This is a genomic window from Methylobacterium sp. Leaf118 (genome assembly GCF_920984675.1).
Lineage (GTDB): Bacteria > Pseudomonadota > Alphaproteobacteria > Rhizobiales > Beijerinckiaceae > Methylobacterium.
This window is the reverse complement of sequence record NZ_CAKLBV010000014.1, coordinates 42,663-67,294: the sequence shown is the minus strand read 5'-3', so window position 1 is coordinate 67,294 and position 24,632 is coordinate 42,663. Positions and strand designations below refer to the sequence as shown.

The window sequence follows — 24,632 nt, the reverse complement described above, 5'->3', positions numbered from 1 at the left end:
CGGTGCGCGGCCTGCGGTCACCGCGGCGGTCACGTCATGAAGGACATGCACGCGCATTACGAGCGGCTGCGAGCCGAGGGCTGGGATTGCTCGCCGGGGTCGTGGGGGCCGGCGCCGGGCGGGCTTGACGCGCCACAATCCGCACCTTAAACAAGGTGCATCGGAGGGCCACGGGGCCGCCGACACTCAGCCTCCGGAGGCGATCATGAACATTACCGTTTCCCCCAAAACCGCCGGCCAGAACAACGATATGATCGTCGGCTTCGCGATCGATCTGATCGACGCGCCGGCCCTGACCGGCTCCGAGAAGCAAATCGCCTGGGCGTCCGAGATCCGTGCTTCGGCGATCCAGAATGCCATTGAGATCGGCGCCCTGCGATCGGTCATGATCGACGGCAAGCCCCTCGCCAATGCGAGTTTTGCGAGCCCCGCGGTCGATGCGGCCCTTGCCCAGGTGGCGCGCGGATGCACCAGCATGGCGGCGGCGCTCGCCACGAAGACCTCGGCCAAAGCGTGGATCGACGCGACCGAGGGCGGCAAGCCCAGCGCCCGCACCATCCAGACGATCATGCGGGGCTGACGATGCCGCTCGACCTCGACTCCACAGACCCGATGTATCTCCTCGGCCGCGTCGTCGGTCGCCTTGAGGGCGCATTTTTGCGCCGCTCCGACCGCCGCGTCTCCGATACGGGGCTCCTCGACGTGCTGCTGACGCGCCCGGCCGTCGGGCTCCCGCTGCTACTCAAGGCATTCCCCGACGCGAAAGGGGACGGCATCCTGGCGATCCTGCCGGCCGGCGGCTTGCCCAAGGGCCCGGTCAAGATCGAGGACCAAGGCCCGTACTGGATGGGCTATTACCACCAGCGCGGCCAGGATCAGCGCGATCTTGCTCTGACCACGCAATTCACCCCGACGGTGCTGCGCCAGATCGGCGAGACGCTTTACGGTCCGGATCACTGGCAGGCCGAGATGGCGCGAGCGCTGGGGCTCGGAGACACGGCGCGAGTCCGAGCGTGGATGGCCGACGGCAGCTCGAGGCGGCGACGCGTCCCGCCCGGGGTCTGTCGCGATCTGCTGGCGCTCCTGCGCCAGAATGCGGCCGAGGCCAAGCAGATCGCCGACAAGCTCGACGAGGCGATCAAGAAACAGCAGGACGAGGGTGAGGGCGAGCAGATCGGATAACCGGATGGCGCCGGGCGGAATGCCCCCCCTGCGTCATCCCCGCGTCGGAACATCTGCCGGGGATCTGAGATCCCATTCGGTCGGTAGCTACCGCGTTCAGGTTGTGACAGCGAGAGCGCCGATCCGCACCCTCCACCCCCGCATGGGAGGGTGGCGTCTGTTGGCTTTGATGCGGACGGATTGCCGATGAACGATAAGCCCGATGCCAATTTGCCCGCAGCCCGCAGCCTCGACGAACTGCTCCTACGAGGCATCGCTCCGGATATTCGATCCCCCGACGGCCGAGCCCGAGTCGCCCATGAGATCAAGAACCGGCTGGAGGAGGGCGGGCACGTCATCCACGGCCGCGGCGCTTCGCGCGGGCGGATCAGCGCGGACGGCGTGACGGTCATCGCCGACGCCATCGCAGCAGCGGTGGGCGCGGCGCCCTCCGACAACCTGTGGCGCCGGCCTGACGGGTCGCCGGTCCCAGACGATGAAGCCCGGACCCTGGAGCTTGAGGCCATTGACGCTCTCAAGCGCCGCGACCTGCACGCTCGTCCCTACAGCCTGGAGGAGGAGCGCGTTGCCGCTGCGCTCCGGCGCCTCGTGCCGGAAGGCGGCTGGCCGGACGATCCGATCGGGTACGCCCTCGTCGCCTTGGACAGGTACATCCACCTCTGGAAGGCTGGGTATTTTCCATCGGCACGGTAGGTCGGGAAGAGCGCTGCTCTCGACATGAAAAAGCCCCGCCGCGGTTTCCCGGGCGGGGCTGAGTCTGTCGAGCCCTCTGGAAGGGATCACAGGGTCAACGGGTGAGCGGGGGCGGTTCGTCCCTCATGCCGGCGGCGGACCACCTAGGCTTCCTGTTTTGAACCAATCCCCGATCCAAGGCCGGGCCCGCTCGATCACCGGGGCGACGTCGGGCCTGGTCGCGATGATGGCCCCGACCATGATGACGGCGCAGCCGACGCCGAGCCCGAGAGCCACGCGGCTGCGGCGCGGCACGCCCTCCTTGATCCCGCCGGTCGCCGCGACGTGCAGGATCGCCGCCACCATCGAGACCCCGACGATGAACGGCACGACCTCGGCGTTCAGGAGCCACTTCGGCGCGTCCGCCAGCCGGTAGATGATGGCGTAGGTGGTCTGGGCGAGGTGCGAAACGAACGACAGCCAGATCCCGAGGATGAGGTAGTCGCTCTTGTCGGGCTCGGGCTTGCGCACCGCCTCCCAGGCGTCGCGGGCGTAGGCATAGACGACGGTGCTGTAGATGCCGGCGGCCAGGATGCGCGTCGAGACGATCATGTCGGCGTTCGGGACGAAGACGTTGATCGTCTGGTAGCCGACGACGAGCAGCAGCGACGTCAGGTACAGCACCTGCCGGATTCCCTCGGGTCCCTGGTTGTAAATCACCGCGCCCTCTCCTCGGCGCGCTCGGCGCGCGTCCTCATTTGTCGAACGGCGGCATCGACCACGGCGCGAGGCCCGCTGGTGGATGGCTCTTGCGTGCGGTGGCGGACCCGGGCGGCGGTGCGGGCGTTGAAGCCGCCCACGGCGGCCTCGACGTGCTCGCGATTGTCGTCGGCTGCGGCGGTGACGTCCTCGGCGGCATTGGCTGCCCTCTGCTGGGCCTGGATGTTCTGAGCCAGGATCGCGTCGAGCGCGGAGGAATCCGGCATCTCGGGCGGGCGAGGGAAGAACCACGACATGACGCGCCTCCAGATCATGGGCGCCCCCGGGCGGCCTGCGTGGCGAGGCCGTTGATGGCGGCCAGGATGTTGCCGACGGCGTGCCGGGTCTCCTGTGCCGCAAGCTCGACTTGCTTCGTGAGGTCTTCGCTGGCGTCCTTGTTGGTCTCCAGGGCGGCGGCGAGGCTGCTCTGCGCCGTCGCGGCCTTTTCCGCTGCCGAGGCCGCCGCGTTGATGGCGAGCACCACCTTCTCGCGGTCGGCGACCTGAGCAGCGAGCGCAGCAGTGTGGCTCGCCTTCAGGTCCTTGTAGAGCGCCCGGATGACGAGGCAGGCGCCAAGAAACAGCAGGATGAAGACGACGCAGGTCGTACCGAGGACGCCCTGGTTGATGTAGACGTCAGCAGCCTGGGCAGCGGCCTTGGCGGCCTCTGCCGTCTGCGCTTGGGCCTCGGCGAGAAGCACCGGATCAGCCGCGGGTCATCCGGTCCGCGTCGCGCAGATCCTCTTCGGTGGGCGGCGCGAACCCGCCGATCCGGTCGAGCGCCGGCACCAGCACGTTCGCCTCGTTGGCGTGGTCGTCGAGATCCAGCTTCCGGAACATCCGGGCCGCGATGCCGTCCGCCCCGCCGGCCGCCTTGATGACGGCGGGCGGGGCGCTATCGATGACGTACTGCGCGCCCTTGGCGATCACCGGCACCGCGACGTTGGCCGACAGTGTTTTGCCCTTGGCGGCGCCTTGGACCGCGTTGAGCCCGTAGCCGACGGCGGCCTCCAGCATCATCTCGACGCGCCGCTGCGAGAGGAACAGGGCCGCCCACGGGTACACCCGGCGGATGGCCTGGATGACGTAGCCGGCGACGATCGGCAGGAGGATCGTCAGGATCGGCTCGCGCAGGGCGACCGCCAGGGCCGCGATGTAATCGCCCCAGGGCAGGACGACGACCGGCTGGCCATTGACGGTGACGGTCTCGGCGAGCGCGGGAGAGCAGACGCAGGCGAGCGCCAGCGCCGCGAGAAGGATGCGGGTCATGGTCTCTCTCGATGTGGGAGGGGGCGCGGCTGGCCCGGCCGGCGCGGGTGCGGTAGCCTGAGCGCAATCAGGAGCCTCAGAGATGCTCGTCGATCACGCCGCACTGTTGAAGCGCTACATGGCCCATGTGCGGGCTTGCGAAGGTACGGATTTCACGGCGAAACTTCCGCAGAACTACTCGGACGATCCTCGGCTCACCGATGACGAGTGCGAAGTGCTCTACCGGCTGTCGAGGGAATTGGACGCCGAGAGCACGGCTGAAATCCAAGGTGTCAGAGGCAGGCTTGGCTTGCCGATGCTCGGCGCCAGAACGAGGTAGAAGCCCGAATAAGCGGTTGAAGTGCGCTGCTATTGCCGGCCAAAACCGACGCCAGACGCGCGCCGCGTCGGTTTGGGCCGGCCGGAGAGGGCCGACAGCGCGGGGCTATGGCTCCCGAGGCGGCTTCGGCGGCTGGCCCGGCCAGCGGCGGGGTTGGGTTAAGCGAAACCGGCTTCTGTGAGAGGCAAACCCGGTTGCGTAAGGTCCGTGAGGGACTACGCCTCGCTCACGCCCGACCGCGCTCCCGCGATCGTCGCCGGCAGCTTGTGCGGGGCGCCCATCACCCGAACCACGGGCGCGACAGCAGCGACGAGAGCCAGGCGCCGAAGGACTGCCGCGGTGCCGGCGCGACAGTCTGGGGCGGTGCCGGCGCCAGCGCGGGCGGAGAGCTGGGGTTGCGCGCCGCAGGGGCGAACGCCGGCCCAGCGGACGGCGGCGGGATGAAATCGATCGTCACGGGCGGGACAGGCACCGGCTTGCCCACCGCGTCCTGATCCGGAGACCACGGCGTGTCCTTGATCTTCCGCCACTTCGCGTAAGCCGCCGCGAGCTTCGTGTGATAGCCGTGCTGGGCGTAGGCCGATCCGTTATAGCCGCGGGCGAAGCCGGCCCAGTTGTGGGCGCGCAGCTCGTCGTCCAGCCGCTTGTCCACGATGAAGCGCATCATCGCGGCCAGGTGCTCGCTCTCGCCGCCCTCCACGAACGCCAGCACCATCTGCTGGGGGCTCTCGTAGCCGGCCGCGACGTAGTTCTCGCCGAGGATCTGTCCGAGCCCCCAGGAGGCCGCCTTCAGGGCCGCGGTCTCGCTGATCGCCATCGCCGACTTGAGGCGGGGATAGCTGTCCTTCGGGTAGCTGCCGGGCTTCCACGAGGCGTAGGCGAGGCCCGCCTGCACGGCTTGCGCCCGGGCCGAGCCGGTCAGGTTGCGGTAGAAGACATGCGGCTCGAACAGCATCTTCGGCCGGCCGAGCGCGTCGAAGCCACCGCCCGACGCCTCGACTTCGATGACAGCGTGGATCTCGTCCTCCCCGACGCCGATCGTGTGACCGATGCGGGGAAGGTCGAGGTCGCTCAGCTTGGTCGCGCGGCCCGTGAAGCCGGCAAGGCGCACGCGCGCGAACGCGTCCGCGACCGCGGATGACGAGGTCATGGTGCTCTCCAGATTGTCAGGGGTGTCGGGCTCGGGCCGGGTGGCGAGGCGCGCTGGCCCGGTCGGCGCGAGGCGTGTTACGAAGGCACTTCGCGAAAGGGGTCGTGAATTGCCCGTGGCGGATCTTGAGCTTTGGTTCCCGCCCGAGTCGGCGCCGAGAACGGGGCGCCCGTTTCTTGCCTCCTGCGTGTGGCAGGACGCGCCCGACGAGTGGGCCGGCGTCCAAGAGGTTGCCTGGTGTCGAGACCGCGGCGCCTTCGCGTATTTCGACGCTGAGGATGGCGGGCCCAGCGCGTCGCTCCATTGCGACGCAGATCCAAGCGACGGCATGACGATCTATCTGTGGCGGCACCGCACGATCGATGACCCGATCGATCCCCAGGAAATCGCTGGTCCGAAACCGTCGCTCAACGATGCTGAGCCCAGCGGCACAGCGAGCGGGTCGGGGCTACAGCGCGGCCGCGCGGCGCCAGAGGTCGTCCATCTGCGCGGATGACCAGCCGAGGGCCTGAGCGAGCGCGAGGGTGCTCGGGTGGGAGCGCTCGAACACCGTCGCGCCGCTCACCTGCATGTCGGCGGCGAAGCGGTCGGCCTCCCCGGGAATGGCGTCGATGGCGGCCTGAAGCGCCGCCGGCACGTCGCCGCGCTTCACGAAGGCCAATGCCTCGTCCCGGGTGATGATGCCGATCTCGGCGAGCCGCTGGGCGAACTGCCGGTCCGAGATGATCGGCGGGACAGGCTGATCCTCCACCCCGCCCGCGAACACCCGCCGCGGCGTTGCCGGCTCGACCCGGAACGGCTCGGCGGCGGCGAGGATGGCGGCACGATCGGGGTGCCCGTCCAGCAGGCGGAGGTTGGCGTGGTAGCCCGGCGCGTCGGGGAATTCGAAGCCGGCATCCATGGCGTGGTGGAGCCCTGCGCTCTGCCAGACGTCGCCGTGCTTGTCGTCATGGACGCGCAGCATCGGCAGCGCCGCGGCGAGGTCCGCCTCGGATGGCGCCGTGAGGTACAGGTCGAGCATGGGTGGCGTCCTCAGTAGACGGTCTGCGGCACGGCCGAGATCAGGGGGAGGTAGGTGGAGGGCAGGCGGCGCTGCGCGTAGCCGATCTGCAGGATCGACCCGTTCCAGGTCCGGGCGCCGCCCGCGCGGTCGCCGACGCGGAACACCGTCGCCAATGGCAGGGCCGTACCCGGCACGCTGAGCTGCGTGAAAAAATCTCCGTTCAGCGAAACGTTGAGCTGCCCGCCCGCGGCCACGGCGAACGCCAGCCGGAAGCGGGTGTTGTCGGGGATGAAGCTGTTCGGAGGGCTGGTCTGATAGACGGTACCGCCGATCACGACCTGAACCGAGAGTGCGCCGGTCGGCTGACGGAGGACGGAGACTCGATTGTTGGTGGTGGTGTCGCCGAACTCGAACGCGAACTGGGAGTTCACGGGGGCCTTGCCAGGTGCCGTCACCGCATCAAGATAGAAGGTGCCCTCGGTGGGGTTCCAGAAATCGGTCGGGAGCGTCCACTGGTAGGCGTCGGCCGCCCGGGTCACTGCCGCTGTGGTGGTCGGGATGTACGTCGAGCGGAACGAGCCCGTCTCAAGCTGATAGCGCGTCAGCGTGCCCGAGACCGTGACCGTGACGGAGGTCGTCGATGCGAGGGTGAAGGTGACGGGGGTAGCCGCGGTCGCCGTTCCGCTGGCCGTTCCGCCCGACAGCGCCGCCGATCCGGTTCCCTCGACCCAGAGAGTATAGGTGCCGGCCGCCAGCGAGACCGTCCGCGTCGCCGGGGTGTCGCTCTGGAGGAGAAAGTTGGTACTGGCCTCCTCGATCAACGCGCCGAGGTTTTCGCCCGTCGAGCGATCGGAGGCGAACCGGAGCGCTCCCGAGGCGCCCGTGCGCAGGATGCCGCCCGCGTCGAAATAGGTGCCGGTGGACGCTCGCGAGAAGGCGCCGCTCTCCGGCACGAAGCCAGGTCGGAACAGGCTGTTGAGCACGGGCGTGGCGAGCACCACGTCCATCGGGTCGAGGGCCACAACCCCGACCAGGGCCCGGCCGCGGCGGCGGACGCTCGCGACCGGCCCGGCCTTCATGACGTCTGCGAGCTGCCTCGCGGTTCCGACCGCCGCGATGAGGGTCTGCGCCTCGTTGACCATCTCCTCGGCGATGAGAGGGAAAGTGCCGGTATAGTTGAAGCCTTCGGTGTCGGCCTCGGTGAAAGTCTTGCCGTTGGTGAAAACGAGGGGCCAGCCCATCAGATCAACTCCTCAACTGCCAGCGTCCAGGCGTATGGCGTGTCCGCCGTCTCATTGGCGGTGACGATCTCGGACAGCTCGGTCAGCGAGCCGTAGATCGTTCGGCGCAAGATGACGTCGGCGCTGTCCTCGGGGTCGTAGATCACCAGCAGATTGCCGGAGAGGCCGACGCGCTGCTGCATATCGTAGACCGCGCCAAGGGCTTCGCCTTGGGTCGCGAAGTTGAACGAAGCACGGAAGCTGCGAAAATTCGGGCGAACATCGAACCATTTCTGGCCGCCCACGGATTTGCTGACGCGGGTTTCATCGATCCATTTCAGCGCCGCCCCATAGGCCATGTTGTAACGGGGGACGAAGGCCGCCGCCCCCATGAACCGCCCGATCTGAACGTAGCCGGCCGGGTTGTTCGGGTCGGTGATGTTGACGAGGACGTAGCGGCCGAAGACGGATTTTGAGGCCTGGAAGAAAGTCACCTGCCCGGCCGGCAGCGCGTCGTCACGGTACCCGTTCCACGGGAACTGGCCCCATGGGAGCGACCCCCATGCGATGTTGGGCGGCACCCCCGGCACGGTCACGTCGAGGATCGGATCATAGCCGTCGGCGTTGTTGGACACCCTGATCCGCACCTTGGAGGAGCGGGTCAGATTGGAGTTGATCAACGCGAAGGACGGCACCAACCACTGCGAGCCGAGGTCGATGGCGAAGCGGGTTGCCGAGGCGTCCAGCGAGGTCGAGCGGGCCACCTGCTTGGGCTGTTGGGTCTTGAGGTTGGCAAGCGGCAGGCTGGGCACCCAGTCCCCTATGCCTGGCAGGAAGGTGCCCGCGTCGCTGCGCGGGTTGGTGAGGATGTGGATGCGCGCCATCAGCCCCAGAGCCCCAACTCGACCTCGTAGGCATCCATGTCGAAGGTGACGTCGATCGCCCGCAGGGCCTTGCCGGCGGCGAGCCCGTAGCGTGGGTGCATGATCAGGGTCGTGTCCCCATTCTCGGTCGCGAGCGGCTGCACCTTGAGGCGGGCGCGGAAGTAGTCGCGGCGCGCGGCGAAGAGCGTGAGCAGCCGGGCCGCCTCGGCCTGCGCAGCGGCCGGCTCATCGAAGAGGCTGTCCACTTGCAGCGGCTTGGACAGCGGGTAGGCGGTCTGGACCGCGGCGCTCTGCGCTGTGGCCGTGCGCCACTCGGTGACGAAGGCGGTCTGGTTCGCCAGGGCCACGCCCGCGAGTTGGTCGGTGGAGAGCGGGCGCCAGTTGCGGCGGTAGCGGACCAGCACCTGCCACGACGGCTCCTCGGTCGCGAGGCGTTCGAGGGAGAGCACCTGCGACGCGTCATAGGCGGCGAGCGGCGTGCCCGGCACGTCGACCCGGCCCGCTTCGAACTGGCCGCCGCGGTCGAAGCCCCAGTAAGCGCCCGTGCCGTCGGCGATGGCGTCGAGGATCACCCCGCCCGTGCCGCCCTCGGGGATCCAGTAGCCGATGGTCGCCGGCTGGACGGTGTCGAGCGCGGCGAGCGCCGCCGTGTCGAACACGGTCACGCCCATGCCGACGGCGATGTCCCGCAGGATGCCGGCCACCGTGCCCCAGGGGCTGATCGTCCAGTCCGTATAGGTGCCGGAGCCGCGCGAGCCGTCCACCGTGACGGTCAGGCTGGTGCCGCTGTAGGCGGTGATGAGCCCGTCCATCGACGTGCCAGCGAGATCCGCCGTCCGGGCGATCCGCAGCCGCATCCCGACCGCGAGAGCGAGCCCGGTGGCAACGGCGAAGGTCTTCGATCCGGTCCCAACGGTGTTGCTCGTGCTGCTCGTCGCGGTGAGGTAGCGCCGGCCGATCACGTCCGCCGTCAGGGGCCCGTTCGCGGTGCCGCCGAGCGTGATCGTGCTGGTCGCGAGATCAACGCTCCACTGCCCCGGCGCCGGCGAGGCCGCATAGGTCAGCGGGACACCGCGGTCGTAGACGGCGAGGACGCCGACGCTCGCCCCCGTGCCGAAGGCGTATCGGTTGAGCCCAGCCGAGGCGCCGAGAAAGATCGGCTCGACGTTGCGGAGGATGCCGTAGCCGAGCGGCTTGCGCTTGCCGGTGAGGTCGCTGGAGCCCTCGGCGCCGCCCGTGCCGGCAAACTGGCTGGGCTGGATCTCGCGCTCGAAAACGTAGGCGAGGTCCCGCAGATTGACCGTGATCTCGCCGTCCGCGTAGGCGAGTCCCTGGGCGGTGCCCTCGAAGATCAGGCCGTAGTCGGCGAGGGCGAACCCGTCGCCGCCGAGATAGACCCGCACCCGCCGGCCGCCCCAGGCATAGGTCGCGAGGATGTCCAAGCCGCCGTCGCCGTTATTGAGCACCACCGCCCCGGCGCCGGGCAGGGACCGCCCCCCGAGCTTCCCCGAGGAGAACAGCGAACGAGTGAAGCTGTAGGGGCGGTTCAGGCGCGGCTCGAAGTAGGTGTTCGCGGGCGTCTCCCCCGGCTCCGTGATGAAGCCGTGGGTCGAGAGGTAGATCGTCCGCACGGTGCTGGCGGCCGGGTCGTAGGGCTCCAGGATCGCCAGAAAGCGCTTCTCGGCCTTGGGGTCGCCGAGCAGGTCCGTGAAGCGCGACATCAGCGGCGCCCCCCAGCGACGGCCATCTGGCGGGCTTCGCGCTTCTTGTCGTCGCCGCGATGCTCGGCGACCTCCTCCGTGTTCTCCTCGACGGCGGAGACGACCTTCTCGGAGCCCTCCTTCGCGATGCGGTTGCCCGCCTGGAGGAGGGCGACCGTCTGGGTCAGCAGCGCGATCTGACGCTGCATGCCCGCCACCAGCGCGCCGTTGTCGTTGGCGATCGGCACCGGCATGGCCATCGCCTGCATGGGCGCCGCCCCAAGCCGCAGCGCCTCGACCGCGGCGACGCCGCCGGCCCGTGCGATGTCCGCCTGCGACCACACGATCTCGCCGCGGTGAACCGTGCCGGCCGCCTCGTACATGCCGCCGGGGCCGGTGTAGCCGCCCGAGGCATACGACCAGGCGCCATACTTCTCGCCGCTCTTAATGGCGATGACGGTGTTCGCCGTATTGAACACGATCTTGTTCAGCGCCGTGATCATGTTGTTCTGCAGGGTCTGGTCGCCCAGGATGATTGGCTTGGTCGGGTCCAGAGTGTTCTGCGAGGTCAGCAACTCAAGCTGCTGCTTCTGGAGATCAGAGGACCCCTTCAGCTCGCCGAGGATCCTGTTCTGGCTGCCGGACAGGCTCTTGATCGCGTCGAGCGCCATCTTGGAGAGCTTGGCGTACTCATTGCCGCCCTTCACGTTGGTGTTCGTGTTGCCGGTGTTGTTCTTGACTTCGGTGATGTCCTTGGTGTTGAGCTTCACACCATGCAGCCGGCCCGCGATGGTCTCCGTCTTGGTGAGCATTCCGTCGTTGTCGGTGTCGATCAGCTTGAGCCACTCGTTCGCCGCCTTGATCTCGGCATCGGTGGACAGCCCCTTGATCGCGGCGGCCAGTTCCGTCTTGTCCAGCACGCCGTTGACCGACGTGTCGAGTGTCTTGAAGTTGTCATCGAGCGCCGTGGCGAAAGCCTGGGCGTCGTTGGCTTTCACCGCGTCGGTGATCGCGGCGTTCGCCGCCTCAATGGCGCTGATGACCAAGTTGCCGTCCGCGTCGATGCTGTCGAACACCGCCTTGAGAGCAGTCCGCTCAGCTTCCGTCTCGGGCTTCACGACATTCAGGAATTCACTCCAGTCGATGGCGGCGTTCGCGTTGAGGTCGATCTCGGTGAACGACCGGGCGATCTGGTATGCGACCTTCGACGGGCCGTTGTGCTTCAACTGTTCGACGATTTGAGCGCGAGCCGCCTCCAGCTGCGTGACCGTGCGATCGCCGTTCTTGTCGAGTTCCCGGAACAGGGTCTCGGCCTTCAGCTGCTCGGCCTGCGTCGCCTTCCCGCCCAGGGCTCTCACCATCTCCTCATAGCTGATGCCGCCATCGGAATTGACGTCAATGGTCGGGAAGTCGTTTTTGAGCGCGGTCGCGAACGCAGACGCGCTGTTGGCCTCGATCGCCCCTTTGAGGTCGGATTGTGTCAGCTCCAATCTGGTGAGTAGATTGTTGCCATCCTGATCAATGTTGTCGAAGACAGCCTTGAGAGCCTTGCGCTCCGCTTCCGTCTCCGGCTTCACCGCGGAGACAAATTCCTCCCAGTCGATCGCGGCGTCTGTGTTTAGGTCAATCTCGGTGAAGGACCGGGCGATGGCATATGCCATCTTGCTCGGACTGTTGTGCTTCAACTGCGCGAGAAGCTGGCTTTGGGCCGCCTCTACCCTAGTGACAATCTTGTCGCCGTCCTTGTCGATCCTGTCGAAGAGCAGTTTCGCCGCCGCCTGCTCCTCCTTCGTGGCAAGCGGCAGAAGCGCCTTCACCATCTCGTCATAGCTGATCCCGCCATCGGAATTCACATCAATGGTCGGGAAGTTATCTTTCAGCGCCGTCGCGAACGCGGAGCCGCTGTTCGTCTTGATCGCCTCTTGGAGGTCAAAGCGCGTCGTCTCCATCTTATCAAGGAGATCGTTCCCGTCTTGGTCGATGTTGTCGAAGACCTTCTTCAAGGCGATCCGCTCGGCCTCGGTCTCCGGCTTCACGGCCGAGACGAACTCTTTCCAGTCGATGGCAGCGTTGGCATTGAGGTCGATCTGCTCGAACGAGCGGGAGATAGCAGAGGCCACCTTAGAGGGGCCATTGTGCTTCAACTGCTCCAGCAACTGGCCTCGGACCGCTTCGAGCTTGGTGATTGTGCCGTCGCCGTTCTTGTCCAACTCCCGGAACAGGCGCTCGGCTGCCAGCTGCTGCGCCTTGGTCGCCGTCGGGCCGAGCGCCGTGACCATCTCGGCATAGGTGATCCCGCCGTCCGAGTTAACGTCGATGGTGGGGAAGTTGTCCTTCAGCGCAGTCGCAAATGCGGAAGCGCTGTTCAATTTGATCGCATCCTCCAAGTCAGAGCTGGTCGTCTCCAGCTTCGTGATGATGTCGTTGCCATCCTTGTCGATGCTCTGGAAGATCAGCTTCGCTGCGTCCTGCTCCGCCTTGGTCGCGAGCGTCCCGAACGGCTTCAGGAACTCTGTCAGGCTCAGGCCGCCGCTGCCGTCCTCGTCCAGCGTCCGGAAGTTGTCGTTGATGGCGGACTTCACATCGCCGATGTTCGTGTTCGCGGTCCCGATCGCCACAAGCGCGGCTTCGAGCTTGGTGATGACCTTGTCGCCGTCCTTGTCGATGGCGTCGAACAGCTTCCACGCGTCCTCCTGCTCCTTCTTGGTCGCGAGCCCCTTGATGGTCTCGCTGTATTCCGAGAGCGTGATGACGTTGTCGTCGTTGACGTCGAGCTTCGGGAAGTTCGTGTGGATCGCCGTGGCCATGGCCGAGGGGCTGTTGGCCGCGATGGCAAGGGCCAGCTGCCCGTGCATCAGCTCGGTCTCGTCGAGCAGCCGGTCACCGTTCCGGTCGAGCGTCCGGAACAGGTGCGCCGCGTCCCGCTGCTGCTTCTCGGTGGCGAGCCCCTTCAGGCCGTTGACGAACTCGGTCTCGGTCAGGCTGCCGGAGGTATCGAGGTCGATACCCGCGAAATCGGCCTTCAGGGCGGCCTGGATCAGCCCGGGCGAGTTCGCTTCGATCGCCGCCTTCAGCTCTGCGTGGGTCAGCTCCAGTTCTGAGAGCAAGCCGTTTCCGTCGCTGTCGATCGAATTGAAGACCGCAAGGGCATCCTTTTGCTGCTGCTCGGTCGCGAGGCCGCCAAGTGCCGACTTGTATTCTTCGAGTGAGACGAAGCTGTCTTTGTTGAGGTCGATCGCGGGGAAGTTCTTTTTGATGACGGCCGCCATCTTGTGCGGGCCGTCGACCCGCATGGCGGTCAGGAGCTGACCGCGCATCAGTTCGGTCCGATCGAGGAGCTTGTCGCCGTTGGTGTCCAAGACGCGGAAGAGGTGGTTGGCATCCTTCTGCTGCTTCTCGGTCGCGAGGGGGCCGAGGCCGGCGACGAACTCATCCGCCGTCAGCGACCCACTCGTGTTCTTGTCGAGCGCATCGAAGTCCATCTCCAGGGCCTTCTGGATGGCCGCGGGGGAGTTGGCTTCGACGGCATCCTTGAGCTGCGTGTGGAACAGCTCGACCGCCGTGATGACGCCGTTGCCGTCGAGATCGATCGCCTTGAAGACGTCCAGCGCATCCTTCTGCTGCTGCTCCGTCGCGATCCCGGACAACGCGGACTTGAACTCCTCCACCGAAAGGACGCTGTCGGCATTCAGGTCTAGGGCCGGGAAGTTGGTCTTGATCGCCTCCGCCAGCGCGGCAGGGGATTTGGTTTCGAGCGCCAGCAGGAGCTGCCCCCGCATCAACTCGGTGCGGTCGAGCAGCTTGTCGCCATTCTTGTCGAGCACGCGGAACAGGTGCAGCGCGTCCTTCTGCTGTTTCGCACTGGCGAGACCGCCCAGCCCAGCCAGGAATTCCGTCTCGGTGAGGCCGCCCGATGCGTCGAGGTCGATCTTGCCGAACTCGGTCGAGAGGGCCGCGCGGATCAGCTCCGGGCTGTTGTCCTCGATGGCCTTCTTCAGTTCGGCGTGTGCCAACTCCAATTCATCCAGCAGCCCATTACCGTCAAGATCGATGGCGTTGAAGACCTTCAGTGCGTCTTTCTGTTGCTGCTCGGTGGCGAGGCCGGTGAGCGCGGACTTGAACTCGTCGAGCGAAACGAAGCTGTCCTTGTTCAGGTCGAGCGCGGGGAAGTTGGTCTTGATCGCTGTCGCCAGGGCCGCAGGCGACTTCGTCTCGACCGCCATCAGAAGCTGGCCCCGCATCAGCTCCGTCTTGTCCAGGAGCTTGTCGCCGTTTCGATCCAGGACCCGGAACAGGTGGAGCGCATCCTTCTGCTGCTTGGCGCTCGCAAGGTCGCCGAGGCCGGCCAGGAATTCCGTCTCGGTGAGCGAGCCGCTGGTGTTGGCGTCGAGCTTGGAGAAATCCAGGGCGAGGGCCCGCTGGATCAGGTCGGGCGAGTTCGCCTTGATCGCCTCCTTCAGCTCGAACCGGGCCAGTTCCAGCCGGGAGATCGTGCTGTCGCCATTCTCGTCGAGCACCCGGAAGAGGTGGTTGGCATCCTTCTGCTGTTTCTCGGTGGCCAGGGGGCCGAGCGCCGCCTTGAACTCGTCGATCGTGAGCAGCTCGTCGCTGTTGACGTCGATGGAAGTGAAGTTCGCCTTGAGCGCCGCGGCCATGGCGGCGGGGGTGTCCACCTGCAGGGCCATGAGCAGCTGGCCGCGCATCAGCTCGGTCCGGCTCAGCAGCTTGTCGCCGTTGGTGTCGAGCATCTTGAAAAGGTGCTGGGCCTCGCGCTGCTCCTTCTCCGTGGCGAGATCGCCGATCCCCGCGAGGAACTCAGCCTCGGTGAGGCCGCCGGACGCGTCGAGGTCGATGCTGGCGAAGTCGTTGGCGAGGGCCTTCTGGATCAGAGCCGGGCTGTTGGCCTTCAGCGCCGTCTGGAGATCCTTCGTCTGCCCCTTGATGGCATCGACGATCAGCTGCTCGGCGGACACCTGCTTCGGCAGAGCCCCGAGCTGCTTCGTCACCGCGCCGAGGATGTCCTGGTAGCCCTTGCCGCTCGCGAAGTTCGCCTGGCCGGCGTCGAGCAGCCGATCGGCGTACTGCGTGATGGACCCCAGCGCGTCGCGGTCGCCGCCCTTGGCGAGCTTCATCTGCGCCGCGAACTGCTTCTGCGCCTCCGCGAGGCGGGCGCCGGGCGACAGGTTCGTCTCCGGCCCCGCCTTCAGCCCGTCGAGGTAGCTCTTGATGTTCTTGGCCGCACCGTCGAGGAAGGCCTGCGCCTCCTTCAAAGCGGCGGCCTGCGCCTCGCCGGCCTCCTTGTACAGCTTCAGCCGCTCGGCAGCCTGCGCCTTCTCCAGAGCCGCCAAAGCCTGCCCACCAGCCGCGACCTCTTCCAGGCGCTCCTGGGCGTGCTGACGGGTCATCTCGGCCAGCTTGCCTTCGAAGGTCGAGGTGTCGTTGAGGGCGGCGAAGAGCCGGTCCTCCGCCGACAGCACGCGGCGGGCGCTCGCCTCGGCCGTGGCCTTCTCGGCCTCGAGCGCCTGGGCTGCGAAGTCGCGGATGATCGCGGCGCGCTCGGCCGCCAGGGCCTTCTCGAGGTCGGCCATGGCCTGACCACCGGCCTTGACCTCCGCGGCCCGCTCCTGGGCCTCCCGGCGGGCGAACGCGGCAAGGGCGCCGGCTTGGGTGCTGGTGTCGTTTCCGGCCGCGAAGGCGCGGTCCTGATACCCGAGCGCGCGGGCCGCCGCCTCGGCCTTGGCCGCCGCGGTGTCGACCGCCTGCCCGAACTCGACGACGGCGCCCTGGAGCGCCGGGAACTGGGTCACCAGCGCGTTGAAGGCGTCACCCGTCAGCTCGGAGCCGTTGATGATCTCCTGCGCCGCAGCCCGGAAGTAGGCGGAGACCTGATCGGTGCCGGCGCCGATCGCCTGCGCGTCCGCCAGCAGGCCGTCACGCTCCTTGATCAAGTCGGCGACCTCGTTGAGGTAGCCCTTGCCGGTCGCCTCGTTGATCTTGGCGCCGAGGTCAGCGGAGAACTGCGCGCGCAGGGCTTCCATGGCCGTCGCGGTCTTGTCCCGGATCGCCACCGCCGCGGCCTCGGCCGACATGCCGAGATCCCGCAGGACGCGCTCCAGCCCCGCGGCCGTGCCGTTGATCCGGGCCATTTCCTGCTGGGTGTCGGACAGGGCCTCGGGCGGATCGATCGCGGCGAGCGCCGCCTGGATCGCCGCGGCGCGCGCCCGGGCGCTGTTGCTCTCCGCCTCGGGCAGGCTCTCGCTGTCCTTCACGAAGGCCTTGAGGCTTTCGCCGAGCGTCGTCACCGCGGCGGCCGCCTGCGCGAACGGGCCGCTCGTGCCGAAGCCCGCCGCGACCTCCTTCAGGGTGCCCTCGAACGCGTGCATGAAGCTGTCACGCAGCCGGAAGGCGAACTGGGTGTATTCGACCATGATCTGGTCGGCGGTCTTCTGGTCGCCGCCCTGGGAGGCCGTTTTGTTCGCCGCCTTGGCCTGCTGGAACGCCTCGTCGATCTGCGCGCCGACGGCGCCCAACGACTCGCCCCGCAGCGTCTTGCGCAGCTGGTCGATCTGGGGCTTGGCCTCCTCGTAGGCCTCGCGGTAGGCCTTGAGCTGATCCTGGATCCTCTTTTTGGCCGCCTTTTTTGCGTCCGCCTGCCCGAGGAGCCCGCCGATCAGCCCGGCGCCCGCTCCGATCACCGCGCCGATCGGGCCCATGGTGCCGCCCGCCGCCGCGCCGGCTGCAAAGCCCGCGAGACCACCGCCCACCGCGCCGATAATGGGGTTCTGCGAGGAATAGCCGATCGAAGCGCCGACGCCGGCTGCCATGAGGCCGCCGCCCAGCTTCGATGAGGCGAAGCCTCCCTTGCCGCCCTCACCCCCGGGCTTCAGCCACTCGGAGATGCCGTCGAAAATGCCAGAGAACGAGCCTTCGCTGACGGCTTTCTCGATCCCGCTGAAGTCGAAGCTCGAGAACAGGTCCAGACCGCCCTTGGCCCCGCCCTCCTTGCCGCCGCCGAACAGCGGGGTCAGGAAGGTGCTCTCCAAGAGACGGGTGCCGATCCGGCTCAAGCTCTTCGTGAAGCTGGCCAAGAGCCCGTCGAAGCCCTTGTTGCCGGCCGAGAACATCTCGTCGAAGACGCCGCGGAAGGCGCTGGACATCTCCTTCGAGAGGTCGTCCGTCTTACCCTTGATGCCCTCGATATCCTTGCCATCAAGGTTGAGCCGGATCTTGGTCTCCATGGCTTGAACAAGCCGCGGGTCGACCGCATTGAGTTGATCGCGGAACTTGTCCAGCAGGGCCTGGAGCGCTTCGCCCTTCTTCTTCAGGGCCTCTTCGGGAAACAGCTTCTGGAACGCAGCGTCAGCCTGCTTTTCGAAGCTCTCAAACTCGCGCGTGGCCTCCCGTGCGTCCTTCGCGGCCTCCTTCGTCGCCGAAGAGCCGGCCTTTTTTGCTTCCCGCTCGGCGTACTTCGAATTGACGTTGGAGATCTCCTGGGCCAGCGCCTGTTCCGACTTGGCAACGAGATCGTTCCGCTGAGCGCTGGTGAGGCTTGCGCGCTCGCCCTCGCTCAGGCTTTTCACATAAGCGTCATGGCTGTCGCGCAGCTTCGCGACCTCGCCGGCCTGTGCCTCCATGGCGCCGATCGACGCGGACCGCATCCGCGTATCGACTTTGGCCAGCGCATCCTCGTAGCCGGAGACGGTGCTTGTCGCGCGCTCGTAGACCTCCTTCACCTTTGCGACGCGGTCGACCATCTCATTCTGCGAGATCTCGCCCTTGAGGTAGGCCTTCTGAGCGCTCACCGTCCCTTCGTCGAACAGCGATCGGGCCTGCGTGAGCTTGCCCTGCGCCTCGACCGCCTTGGCCAATTCCGGCACCATGGCGATTAGCTTCGACAGCGCGTCGCCGTACTTCTGCATGCTCGGGATGGCAGCATCGACCTGAGCGGTCACGGCGCTGATGGTCGGCGGGAGTCCGAGGAGCGCTCGGTCAGCATCCGTTGCGGTGCCCGCAAGGCGGCGCATCGTTGCATCCGAGCGCTGGACCTTGTCGTCCAGATCAGCCTGAGCCGCGCCCAGCTGGAAGCTCGCGTCCTCTGCCTGTCCAGCGGCTGTGGAGAAGGCTTCGAAACCCGCCACACCAACTTGGGGGGAGTTGTCCGCCGCCTTGGCCTGAGCCTGTGAAAGTCGCAGTCGGGCAGCTTCGACAGCGGCCTGAGCTGCAGCGAGCTGCTCGGCGGCCAACTTCTTGGTCTCATCCGAGGCGCTCGCGAGCGAGCCCTTGTGCTGCTGAAGCGCGGCATCCAGGGTCTTGAGACCTGCCGCCTGCGCCTCGGCAGCCTTCGTGCCTTCGTCCTGCCGGAGGGCGAGGTAGGCGACGCCAGCCGCCGCGGCGGTCAGGGCAAGCCCGATCGGCCCGCCAAAGGCGCCCATCGCCACCGACAGGGCTCGGCTCGACGCGATGGCCGCGGTCTGGCTGACCACGAGTTGCCGCGTGGCGACATCGTAGACGCCTACCATCGATGCAGCGCGCGCCGCGCCGGCCGCGATCTCGATGATCGACGGGCCGAAACGGAGAGCGAGAAGGGCCGCCAGCGCGGCGCCGGCAAGCTCGCTGTTCTGGCGCAAAAACTGGAAAGCGGTGGCTGCCGTCCGCAGGCCGGACGCGAGGGCTCCGCCGACGCCCGCAGCGGTGTCCTGGCTCGAACGGAGGAACGCCGTCGTCTGGCGCACGGCGTCGTTCAGCGCCTCGGTGAGCCCGCCTTTGCCGGCCGCAAGGAACAGGTCGGTGACTGCGGTTTGGAGGCGGTTGAGGTTGGCCTGGAGGTTCTTGGACGCGTTCGCCGCCTCGGGCCCGAACGCCTCGTGCATCGCGTCGGCAAATTTCGGCAGAAAGTCCGAGGCGAGCACCTGCCCCTGCTCGAGCATCTTACCAAGTTCGGAGGTGGTGACGCCCATCGCCTTGGCCGCGATGTTGAAGGCGCCGGGCAACCGCTCGCCAAGCTGGCCGCGCAGCTCTTCGGAGGAAACGGTGCCTTTGCTCGCCATCTGGCTTAGGGCCAGCAGCGCGCCGCTCATATCGTCAGCGGACAGCCCGAGCACGGTGCCGGCCTCGGCCACGGCCGAGAACACCTTCCGGGTCTTCTCGCCCTCCAGTTCGGTGCCGCGGGTTGCCGCAGCGAACGAGGTGAAATCCTTGGCCGTCGAGCCGAGGCTGAGACCGAGCCGGTCCGACTCCGAGCGCACAAAGGCCATGGCCGACTGCGCTGCCTCGGTCGATCCCGTGGCCGCCCTCAAGCTGGCTTCGATCGCTTGGAAGCTGGTGACCGTCTGGACGAACTGTCCGGCCGTGAAGACGGCGCCGAGGGCCCCAGCCAGTGCGATGAGCTTGCTGTAGCCGGGCAGAAGCGCGCCGATTTGGGCGCCCTGCGCGGCGAAGCCTGTGGCCACGTTGTCGTTGGCGGCTCGAAGATTTTCGAGAGATCGCGCCTGCGCCGACCCCTGAGCCGAGAGGTTGCGCCACTGCGCCGCCGCCCGCTCGTTCGCTTGGATTGATTTCTCCTGAGCGGCGCCCTGCGCGGACAGCGCCGACCAGCCGCCGCGCGCCTTCGCAGCGGCGTTGTCGTTCGCTGCCGCAACTTGGGCAGTGACGCGGGCCAGATGCGCCTGCTTCTCGGCGAGAGCGGCGGCGGCACGCTCATAGGCGCGGGTACCCGAGAGGCCCTGCTCGAACGCGCGGTTCACCAGGGCCTGCGCACGCTCCACCTGCTGCTGCGCCTTGAAGGCCTGATCGTTGGACGCGGCGAATTTCTCCAGCGCCCGCTGGACGCTGATGACCTTCCGCTCCTGCTTATCGGCCGAGGTCGTGACCTTATCGACCGCGCCGGCCAATCCTTCAGCGGCGGCCTTCGTCTCGTTGACGCCATCTGCCCGGGCTTCGAGCCGATACTCGTCGCGGATCTGATTGACTGCGACCATGATCGCTCCATGGCGTTGCGGTCCCCCGGCCGGTCGCGCAATGGTGCGCGCCGCTGGTGAGGGAGGCGGATGATGGTTCGGTGCGTGGCGGTTGCGTTATTCTGCGCAACAGGCGGGGCGGCGACCGCACAAACTATCGTCGATGAGTCCGCATCTAAAATTCCAGACCCGGTCAGGGCGGCGGTCTTGAGGGTTGTTTCTGATAAATTCGGAGACCCTGTAGGAACTCAATTCAGAAGACTGGGCTTGATGGAAAGCAAGACGCCAAATTCGACTGTGGTTTGCGGCCAGATTAACGCAAAAAACTCATACGGGGCATATGTTGGGTTCAAAATGTTCGACTATATAAAACTAGAAGCAACCGAAGTTGCTCATTTCACCAATTTCATGGATCTAAATAAAATCCGGCAATCGCGCCCAGATTTGATTGAGCCGTACATCAAAGCGGGCTGCTGGCCATAGCTTAGGCGCGATCAAGGCGGAGGGGGCGGCCATTATGGCCGCCTCACTCCCCGCCCGGCTGCCTCGACGACTTCGCCATGTGCTCCAGATAGATCCGGTCCTGGGCTCGGATCATGCGCCGGAAGCGGTCGAAATCGTCCAAGTCGTCGATCTCATACCGGTCGGCATACCGGTCGATGGAGGACCAAGGAACCTGCCCGGCGCCGCCCATGGCGCCGAGCTGCCGATCCGCTGAGAGGTCAGCGAACGCCTCGCTGTAGAAGGCGAGGTGCGGCCACAATTCAGGCCGCTCGGCCATGAAGGCCGGGAAGAAGGAGGGATCGTGCTCCATCTCCATCTCGGCCCACTCGACCTCCTTGCCCCACTTCAGGGACCACCTCAGGCAGTCGGCGAGTTTCCCTCATCGGCCCGCTCAGCTTCGGCCTGCTCCTCGCCGACCTGCGAGGCCGCCCAAATCACGCCCTCACGGAAGCGCCGGAACTCCGCCTCGCTCAGCAGCGTGGACGCGAGGTCTTTGGAGTAGGGCAGCGGCTGGCCATCCTCGCCTTCGAGGCCCCGCCAGTCGAGCAGCACGGTCGCGTTCAGGCAGGTCGCGGTGATGCGGTCCTGCTCATCGGGGTCCATACGCCCGCCCTGGCGCTTGGCCCGCGGCACAGCGTCGATGAGCTTCGTCTGCAGGCGGCGGTACCTGGCGTTGTTGAGGCCGCGGACGCGGACTTCCAGATCGCCCATCTCGGGGATGTTGCCGACCCACTGGCCTTCCTCGATGGCGCTGGCGTCGACCTTCAGGCTGGAGAGCTTCACTTGGTGTCGTCCTTCTGCTCGGGCTCGGCCGCAGCCGGTTCCGTCTTGGGGATGGAGGGCTTCGCTCCGTCGCCCTTGGCCTCGCGGGCGAGTCCCTTGGCGATGAGCAAATCGGCGTGTTCGTTCGACAGCTCGGGCTCTTCACCCGTTTTGAAGACGCGCTCGTCCTTGCCGTTGGGGTAGGACGAGAAATCGGAAAGGATCTGGACAGTCTTCATCCGTACCTCCATCATGGATGGGCTGTGAGAGCAGCTTGCCGGGCGGCCTATGGTGACATGCAGCCCTATGAAGACCTGCCGCCCGGCTACTCTCAGGCCACCAGCCTCGTGACCTGAATGGAGGCCAGCGCGGTTGCGTCGTAGACGCCGCGGAACGGCAGCGAGATCATCGCGTCGTCCGTGTTGCCGCCGGGGTTGCGGGCGCCGTCGAGGAACTGCGCCTTCGGGATGAGGATGCTGTACTTCTTGTTCGCCTCGACGCCGACGGTGAACGAAATCGCGCCGGAGCCGTGGTCGAGCACCGCCTGGAACTGGTCGTTCCCCTCGAAGTAGCACTCGATCGTGCCGGTCACGTTGGCACGGCCTGCGCCGAACTCGGCCGAGTACATCGTCCCGACCGCATCACGAACGCGCAGCTCGTTGTTGACCTCGATCGACAGCGACTTCACGCGGAACGGGGTGGTGGTGCCGCCGACGCTCAGCGTGCCGACGTTCGCGGTCGACGTGGCCGGCTGGTTCGTGTTGGGCGCCGCGTAGGTGGCGCCGGTCACGATGGCGGACGCCAGCGTCTCCTGCGCGCCCATCAGGCCGAACGAGCCCGTCACCTTCTGCCGCGAGGGCAGTGTCAGCGACATGGTGTTCACCATCACGCCCGCGAAGCGCGAGAACGAGTTGGTGCCGCCGAAGTTGATGGTCTCCTCGACGGTGAAGGACGGGCGAAGAACGCCGTTCTTCAGGACGTTGGTGGCCCAGGAGCCCCGGAGCGCCGCCGCGATGAAGTCGTCGAACGTATCGCCGGTCAGCTCGAAATCGTAGGAGCCGCTGACATCCTGCGAGGTCATCAGCTCGGCGCGAATATTGCGGTCGGCCTGGATCTCGTCGGAGGTGACGGTGCCCTTGTTGGTGCGCAGCGAGCCGCCTGTGATGCGTAGCAATTTGAAGGCGGGGGTCGCAGGGGTGGTGCCGAAAACGGTCTCAGCGACGTATGCGGTACGCCGCTCGCTGCCATTGGCGAATGCCATGGTGCTTCTCCTGATGGTGGTAGCGGGAAGGCGCGACGCAGCCGCGCGGAAGGCCTCTCCGACGCGGGAGAGGATCAGGGTCGGGCCGCTCAGGCGGCCGGATTAGGCGATGATGTCGTGCTCGTAGGGCACGGCGAATGAGAGCGTGAACCAGCCGCCGGCATCGTTGCGGTCGTCGATCACGGGCTGAGACGGCGCGAAGCAGCGGACGCCGTCGAAGTTCTTGCCGCGGAACAGGGCGGCGATCTCGTCGACCAGGGCGAGCGCGTCTACGACGCCCGTTCCGGACTCGACGTTCAGCAGCACTCGGAACGCGCCCTCGTCGCGCCAGACGTTCGCGCCCGGCGCGCCCATGCTGATCTGCTCAGAGGTTGAGACGGGGTATTGGACCTCGAGGTAGGCGCTGTTATCGGCCGGCGTCTCGGCGTCCTGCGTGTTGAGCCCGCGAACCGGCGGTCGGCCTGCCTGGGCGGCCGACCACGCCGTCAGCCTCGCCTCAACCGCGGCGGAAACCGCAGAGAGCGCCATGGCCTAGCGGCCCTCGTCGATGATGATGGCGGGCTGGCGTGTCAGCCAGTCCTCCCGCTTCCGGCGGTCGCCTCCGCGCACGTCCCGGGCGAGGTCAGAGGCCGTGGCGCTCCCGGCCCATTCGCCAACGGCGCCGCCACGCATCGATCGGTAGCCGAAGCCGATGTAGGAGACTTGGCCGAAGCGCTTCTTCGCCATGGCAGCGACGCCTTCGTAGACGCCGTCCGGGGCCTGAGACGACTGCCCCCGTTCGATCTTGCGGGCGTAGGGCTGGGCGTTCATGACCACGAACTGCTCGGCCCCGGCGGGCGGGCTCATTGGGTCCATTTCCTTGCCGTCGGCGAACCACGCATGGCTGCGGGCGTACCGCTCGGTCAGGACAGGGGAGTGGAGCACGAGCATCGCATCCACCCACTGGATCACCTGGGAGAGCAGGTGGAACCGGAACACGATCACGCCGCGGTCCGGGTTGACGCTGGTCAGCGGCGCCTCGGCGCGGCCATCGACGAAGGTGTCGTGATCCGGCACGCGACCGAGGGCGGCGCGGTTGATGTCCTGGCTCTCGCGCAGGCCCGCGCGGGCGTGCTCGGCGATGAGGGCGCGGCGGCGCTCCGGCGAGAGCGAGGCCGCCACGGTCAGGCGGATGTCGAGGCCGGAGGATTTGAGACGGGTGAGCGCCATCAGTCGTTGCGCGCCAGATAGGCCATCACGATCGGGTAGCGCTGCATGAGTGCGAGGGCCTGCTCTCTCACCTCTGCCAGCCGGGCCGCCTTCGTGGCCTCATCTGGGAAGCCGTTGAGAACGGCGCTCTTTTCGTCAAACGACTGCGCGGCCTCATAGGCGGCGATCAGGGCCAGCGTCGGAGAGGGCAGCGCATCTCCCGACGAGGCAAAGGTGAACGCCGCTCGCATGGTGCGGAACTTCGTCCTCGGCTCCGGCTCCGGCTCGGTCGGCTCGTCCCGACCGGGCATGACGATCTGAACCTGGCCGTAGCGCCATTCCTTCCGCCGGCCGTCATCGTCCTTGATGCATTCCCCGGCGTCGTCCTGCGCGTAGACCAGCACCTCGCCAAGCTCTTCATCGGCGGTGATGCAGTATTTCATGCGAACGCCGTCGAGGAAGATGCGAGCCTCGCAGAGCTGGCCGCCCCACTCCTCGAGCTTGGCCCACCCGGAGTCGCGCTGATCGATCGAAATACGCATCGGCGCGACCCTACAACTTAAACCGCTCCGCCGGCCTGCGCGGGCCGGCCGCTTGGCGCTCTGGAGCTTCGTAAGGCCGGAGTTGATCGCGAGAGACAGCGATGCCGCAGTCGAGCTGATAGGCCACCAAGCGCGGCCCGCTGCCGACGTGCTGCGACCAGAGATAGCCCGCAACCTGAGCGATGATGCCTTCGGGCAGGTAGACGACAGTGTCGCCAATCTGCAGCTGCTCGGACGGGTCCTTACGTTCGACGCTCATCGC

General features: G+C 67.0%; 23 protein-coding genes. 5 read left to right on the top strand and 18 right to left on the bottom strand.

Translation table 11 applies throughout. The annotated features are described in order from the left end of the window. The first annotated feature begins 124 nt into the window (after window positions 1-124). From LW587_RS08620 to LW587_RS08610, 3 genes are all read left to right on the top strand, one after another. Complete coding sequence (locus LW587_RS08620) at window positions 125-580, top strand: hypothetical protein (RefSeq protein ID WP_232629179.1); 456 nt, start codon at window positions 125-127, stop codon at window positions 578-580. 2 nt (window positions 581-582) lie between these two features. Then, window positions 583-1,182 (top strand): hypothetical protein, encoded by a 600-nt coding sequence (locus LW587_RS08615; RefSeq protein ID WP_232629178.1) that lies wholly within the window; start codon window positions 583-585, stop codon window positions 1,180-1,182. Between the two features lie 186 nt (window positions 1,183-1,368). Continuing rightward, complete coding sequence (locus tag LW587_RS08610) at window positions 1,369-1,875, top strand: hypothetical protein (RefSeq protein WP_232629177.1); 507 nt, start codon at window positions 1,369-1,371, stop codon at window positions 1,873-1,875. A 123-nt stretch (window positions 1,876-1,998) separates the two neighbouring features. On the opposite strand, the gene LW587_RS08605 is transcribed toward LW587_RS08610, so the two are convergent. Genes LW587_RS08605 through LW587_RS08590 form a run of 4 tightly spaced genes read right to left on the bottom strand, consistent with a single transcriptional unit; the run spans window position 1,999 to window position 3,881 of the window. Beyond that, window positions 1,999-2,574, bottom strand: a complete 576-nt coding sequence (locus LW587_RS08605) for a hypothetical protein (RefSeq protein ID WP_232629176.1) — start codon at window positions 2,572-2,574, stop codon at window positions 1,999-2,001. After that, window positions 2,571-2,870, bottom strand: coding sequence for a hypothetical protein (locus LW587_RS08600; protein WP_232629175.1), 300 nt, complete (start codon window positions 2,868-2,870; stop codon window positions 2,571-2,573). The genes LW587_RS08605 and LW587_RS08600 overlap by 4 nt, the downstream gene beginning before the upstream one ends. A 14-nt stretch (window positions 2,871-2,884) precedes the next feature. Continuing rightward, complete coding sequence (locus tag LW587_RS08595; RefSeq protein ID WP_232629174.1) at window positions 2,885-3,313, bottom strand: hypothetical protein; 429 nt, start codon at window positions 3,311-3,313, stop codon at window positions 2,885-2,887. 4 nt (window positions 3,314-3,317) lie between these two features. Continuing rightward, the gene (locus tag LW587_RS08590; protein WP_232629173.1) at window positions 3,318-3,881 is read right to left on the bottom strand and encodes a hypothetical protein; all 564 of its coding nucleotides are present in this window, start codon (window positions 3,879-3,881) and stop codon (window positions 3,318-3,320) included. 82 nt (window positions 3,882-3,963) lie between these two features. On the opposite strand from LW587_RS08590, the gene LW587_RS08585 reads away from it, so the two are divergent. Then, window positions 3,964-4,200, top strand: coding sequence for a hypothetical protein (locus LW587_RS08585; protein ID WP_232629172.1), 237 nt, complete (start codon window positions 3,964-3,966; stop codon window positions 4,198-4,200). Between the two features lie 280 nt (window positions 4,201-4,480). Here LW587_RS08585 and LW587_RS08580 read toward each other — a convergent pair whose 3' ends face one another. The 6 genes from LW587_RS08580 to LW587_RS08555 all read right to left on the bottom strand — a co-directional run bounded on the left by LW587_RS08580 (window position 4,481) and on the right by LW587_RS08555 (window position 20,134). Continuing rightward, window positions 4,481-5,350, bottom strand: coding sequence for an N-acetylmuramidase family protein (locus LW587_RS08580; RefSeq protein ID WP_232629171.1), 870 nt, complete (start codon window positions 5,348-5,350; stop codon window positions 4,481-4,483). Between the two features lie 448 nt (window positions 5,351-5,798). Beyond that, complete coding sequence (locus LW587_RS08575; protein WP_232629170.1) at window positions 5,799-6,371, bottom strand: hypothetical protein; 573 nt, start codon at window positions 6,369-6,371, stop codon at window positions 5,799-5,801. A gap of 11 nt (window positions 6,372-6,382) precedes the next feature. Next, a complete protein-coding gene (locus LW587_RS08570) occupies window positions 6,383-7,594 on the bottom strand; it encodes a hypothetical protein (RefSeq protein WP_232629169.1) in 1,212 nt (403 codons plus the stop codon). Further along, window positions 7,594-8,457 (bottom strand): hypothetical protein, encoded by an 864-nt coding sequence (locus LW587_RS08565; RefSeq protein WP_232629168.1) that lies wholly within the window; start codon window positions 8,455-8,457, stop codon window positions 7,594-7,596. The genes LW587_RS08570 and LW587_RS08565 overlap by 1 nt, the downstream gene beginning before the upstream one ends. Further along, window positions 8,457-10,178 carry a hypothetical protein gene (locus tag LW587_RS08560; protein ID WP_232629167.1) on the bottom strand — a complete coding sequence of 574 codons (1,722 nt, stop codon included), beginning with the start codon at window positions 10,176-10,178 and terminating at the stop codon, window positions 8,457-8,459. Before LW587_RS08560 ends, LW587_RS08565 begins: the two co-directional genes overlap by 1 nt. Next, the gene (locus tag LW587_RS08555; RefSeq protein WP_232629166.1) at window positions 10,178-20,134 is read right to left on the bottom strand and encodes a tape measure protein; all 9,957 of its coding nucleotides are present in this window, start codon (window positions 20,132-20,134) and stop codon (window positions 10,178-10,180) included. Before LW587_RS08555 ends, LW587_RS08560 begins: the two co-directional genes overlap by 1 nt. Window positions 20,135-20,206: 72 nt before the next feature. Between LW587_RS08555 and LW587_RS08550 the strand changes: the two genes are divergently transcribed. Then, window positions 20,207-20,596: a hypothetical protein gene (locus LW587_RS08550; protein ID WP_232629165.1), complete on the top strand. Its 390-nt coding sequence runs from the start codon at window positions 20,207-20,209 to the stop codon at window positions 20,594-20,596. Window positions 20,597-20,639: 43 nt separating this feature from the next. Here the strand turns inward: LW587_RS08550 and LW587_RS08545 are convergent, their stop codons facing one another. The 8 genes from LW587_RS08545 to LW587_RS08510 form a co-directional block, all read right to left on the bottom strand. Beyond that, window positions 20,640-20,927 carry a phage tail assembly chaperone gene (locus tag LW587_RS08545; protein WP_232629164.1) on the bottom strand — a complete coding sequence of 96 codons (288 nt, stop codon included), beginning with the start codon at window positions 20,925-20,927 and terminating at the stop codon, window positions 20,640-20,642. Between the two features lie 47 nt (window positions 20,928-20,974). Beyond that, window positions 20,975-21,400 carry a hypothetical protein gene (locus LW587_RS08540; RefSeq protein WP_232629163.1) on the bottom strand — a complete coding sequence of 142 codons (426 nt, stop codon included), beginning with the start codon at window positions 21,398-21,400 and terminating at the stop codon, window positions 20,975-20,977. Further along, a complete protein-coding gene (locus tag LW587_RS08535) occupies window positions 21,397-21,618 on the bottom strand; it encodes a hypothetical protein (RefSeq protein WP_232629162.1) in 222 nt (73 codons plus the stop codon). Before LW587_RS08535 ends, LW587_RS08540 begins: the two co-directional genes overlap by 4 nt. A gap of 92 nt (window positions 21,619-21,710) precedes the next feature. Beyond that, entirely contained in the window at window positions 21,711-22,640 is a 930-nt protein-coding gene (locus tag LW587_RS08530; RefSeq protein WP_232629161.1) for a phage tail tube protein, read from the bottom strand. Between the two features lie 102 nt (window positions 22,641-22,742). Continuing rightward, entirely contained in the window at window positions 22,743-23,168 is a 426-nt protein-coding gene (locus LW587_RS08525) for a phage tail terminator-like protein (protein WP_232629160.1), read from the bottom strand. Between the two features lie 3 nt (window positions 23,169-23,171). Beyond that, window positions 23,172-23,849 carry a hypothetical protein gene (locus tag LW587_RS08520; RefSeq protein ID WP_232629159.1) on the bottom strand — a complete coding sequence of 226 codons (678 nt, stop codon included), beginning with the start codon at window positions 23,847-23,849 and terminating at the stop codon, window positions 23,172-23,174. Next, the gene (locus LW587_RS08515) at window positions 23,849-24,370 is read right to left on the bottom strand and encodes a hypothetical protein (RefSeq protein WP_232629158.1); all 522 of its coding nucleotides are present in this window, start codon (window positions 24,368-24,370) and stop codon (window positions 23,849-23,851) included. Before LW587_RS08515 ends, LW587_RS08520 begins: the two co-directional genes overlap by 1 nt. Before the next feature lie 10 nt (window positions 24,371-24,380). Continuing rightward, on the bottom strand, window positions 24,381-24,629 hold the full coding sequence (locus LW587_RS08510) for a hypothetical protein (protein ID WP_232629157.1): 249 nt from the start codon (window positions 24,627-24,629) through the stop codon (window positions 24,381-24,383). Between the last annotated feature and the right edge of the window lie 3 nt (window positions 24,630-24,632).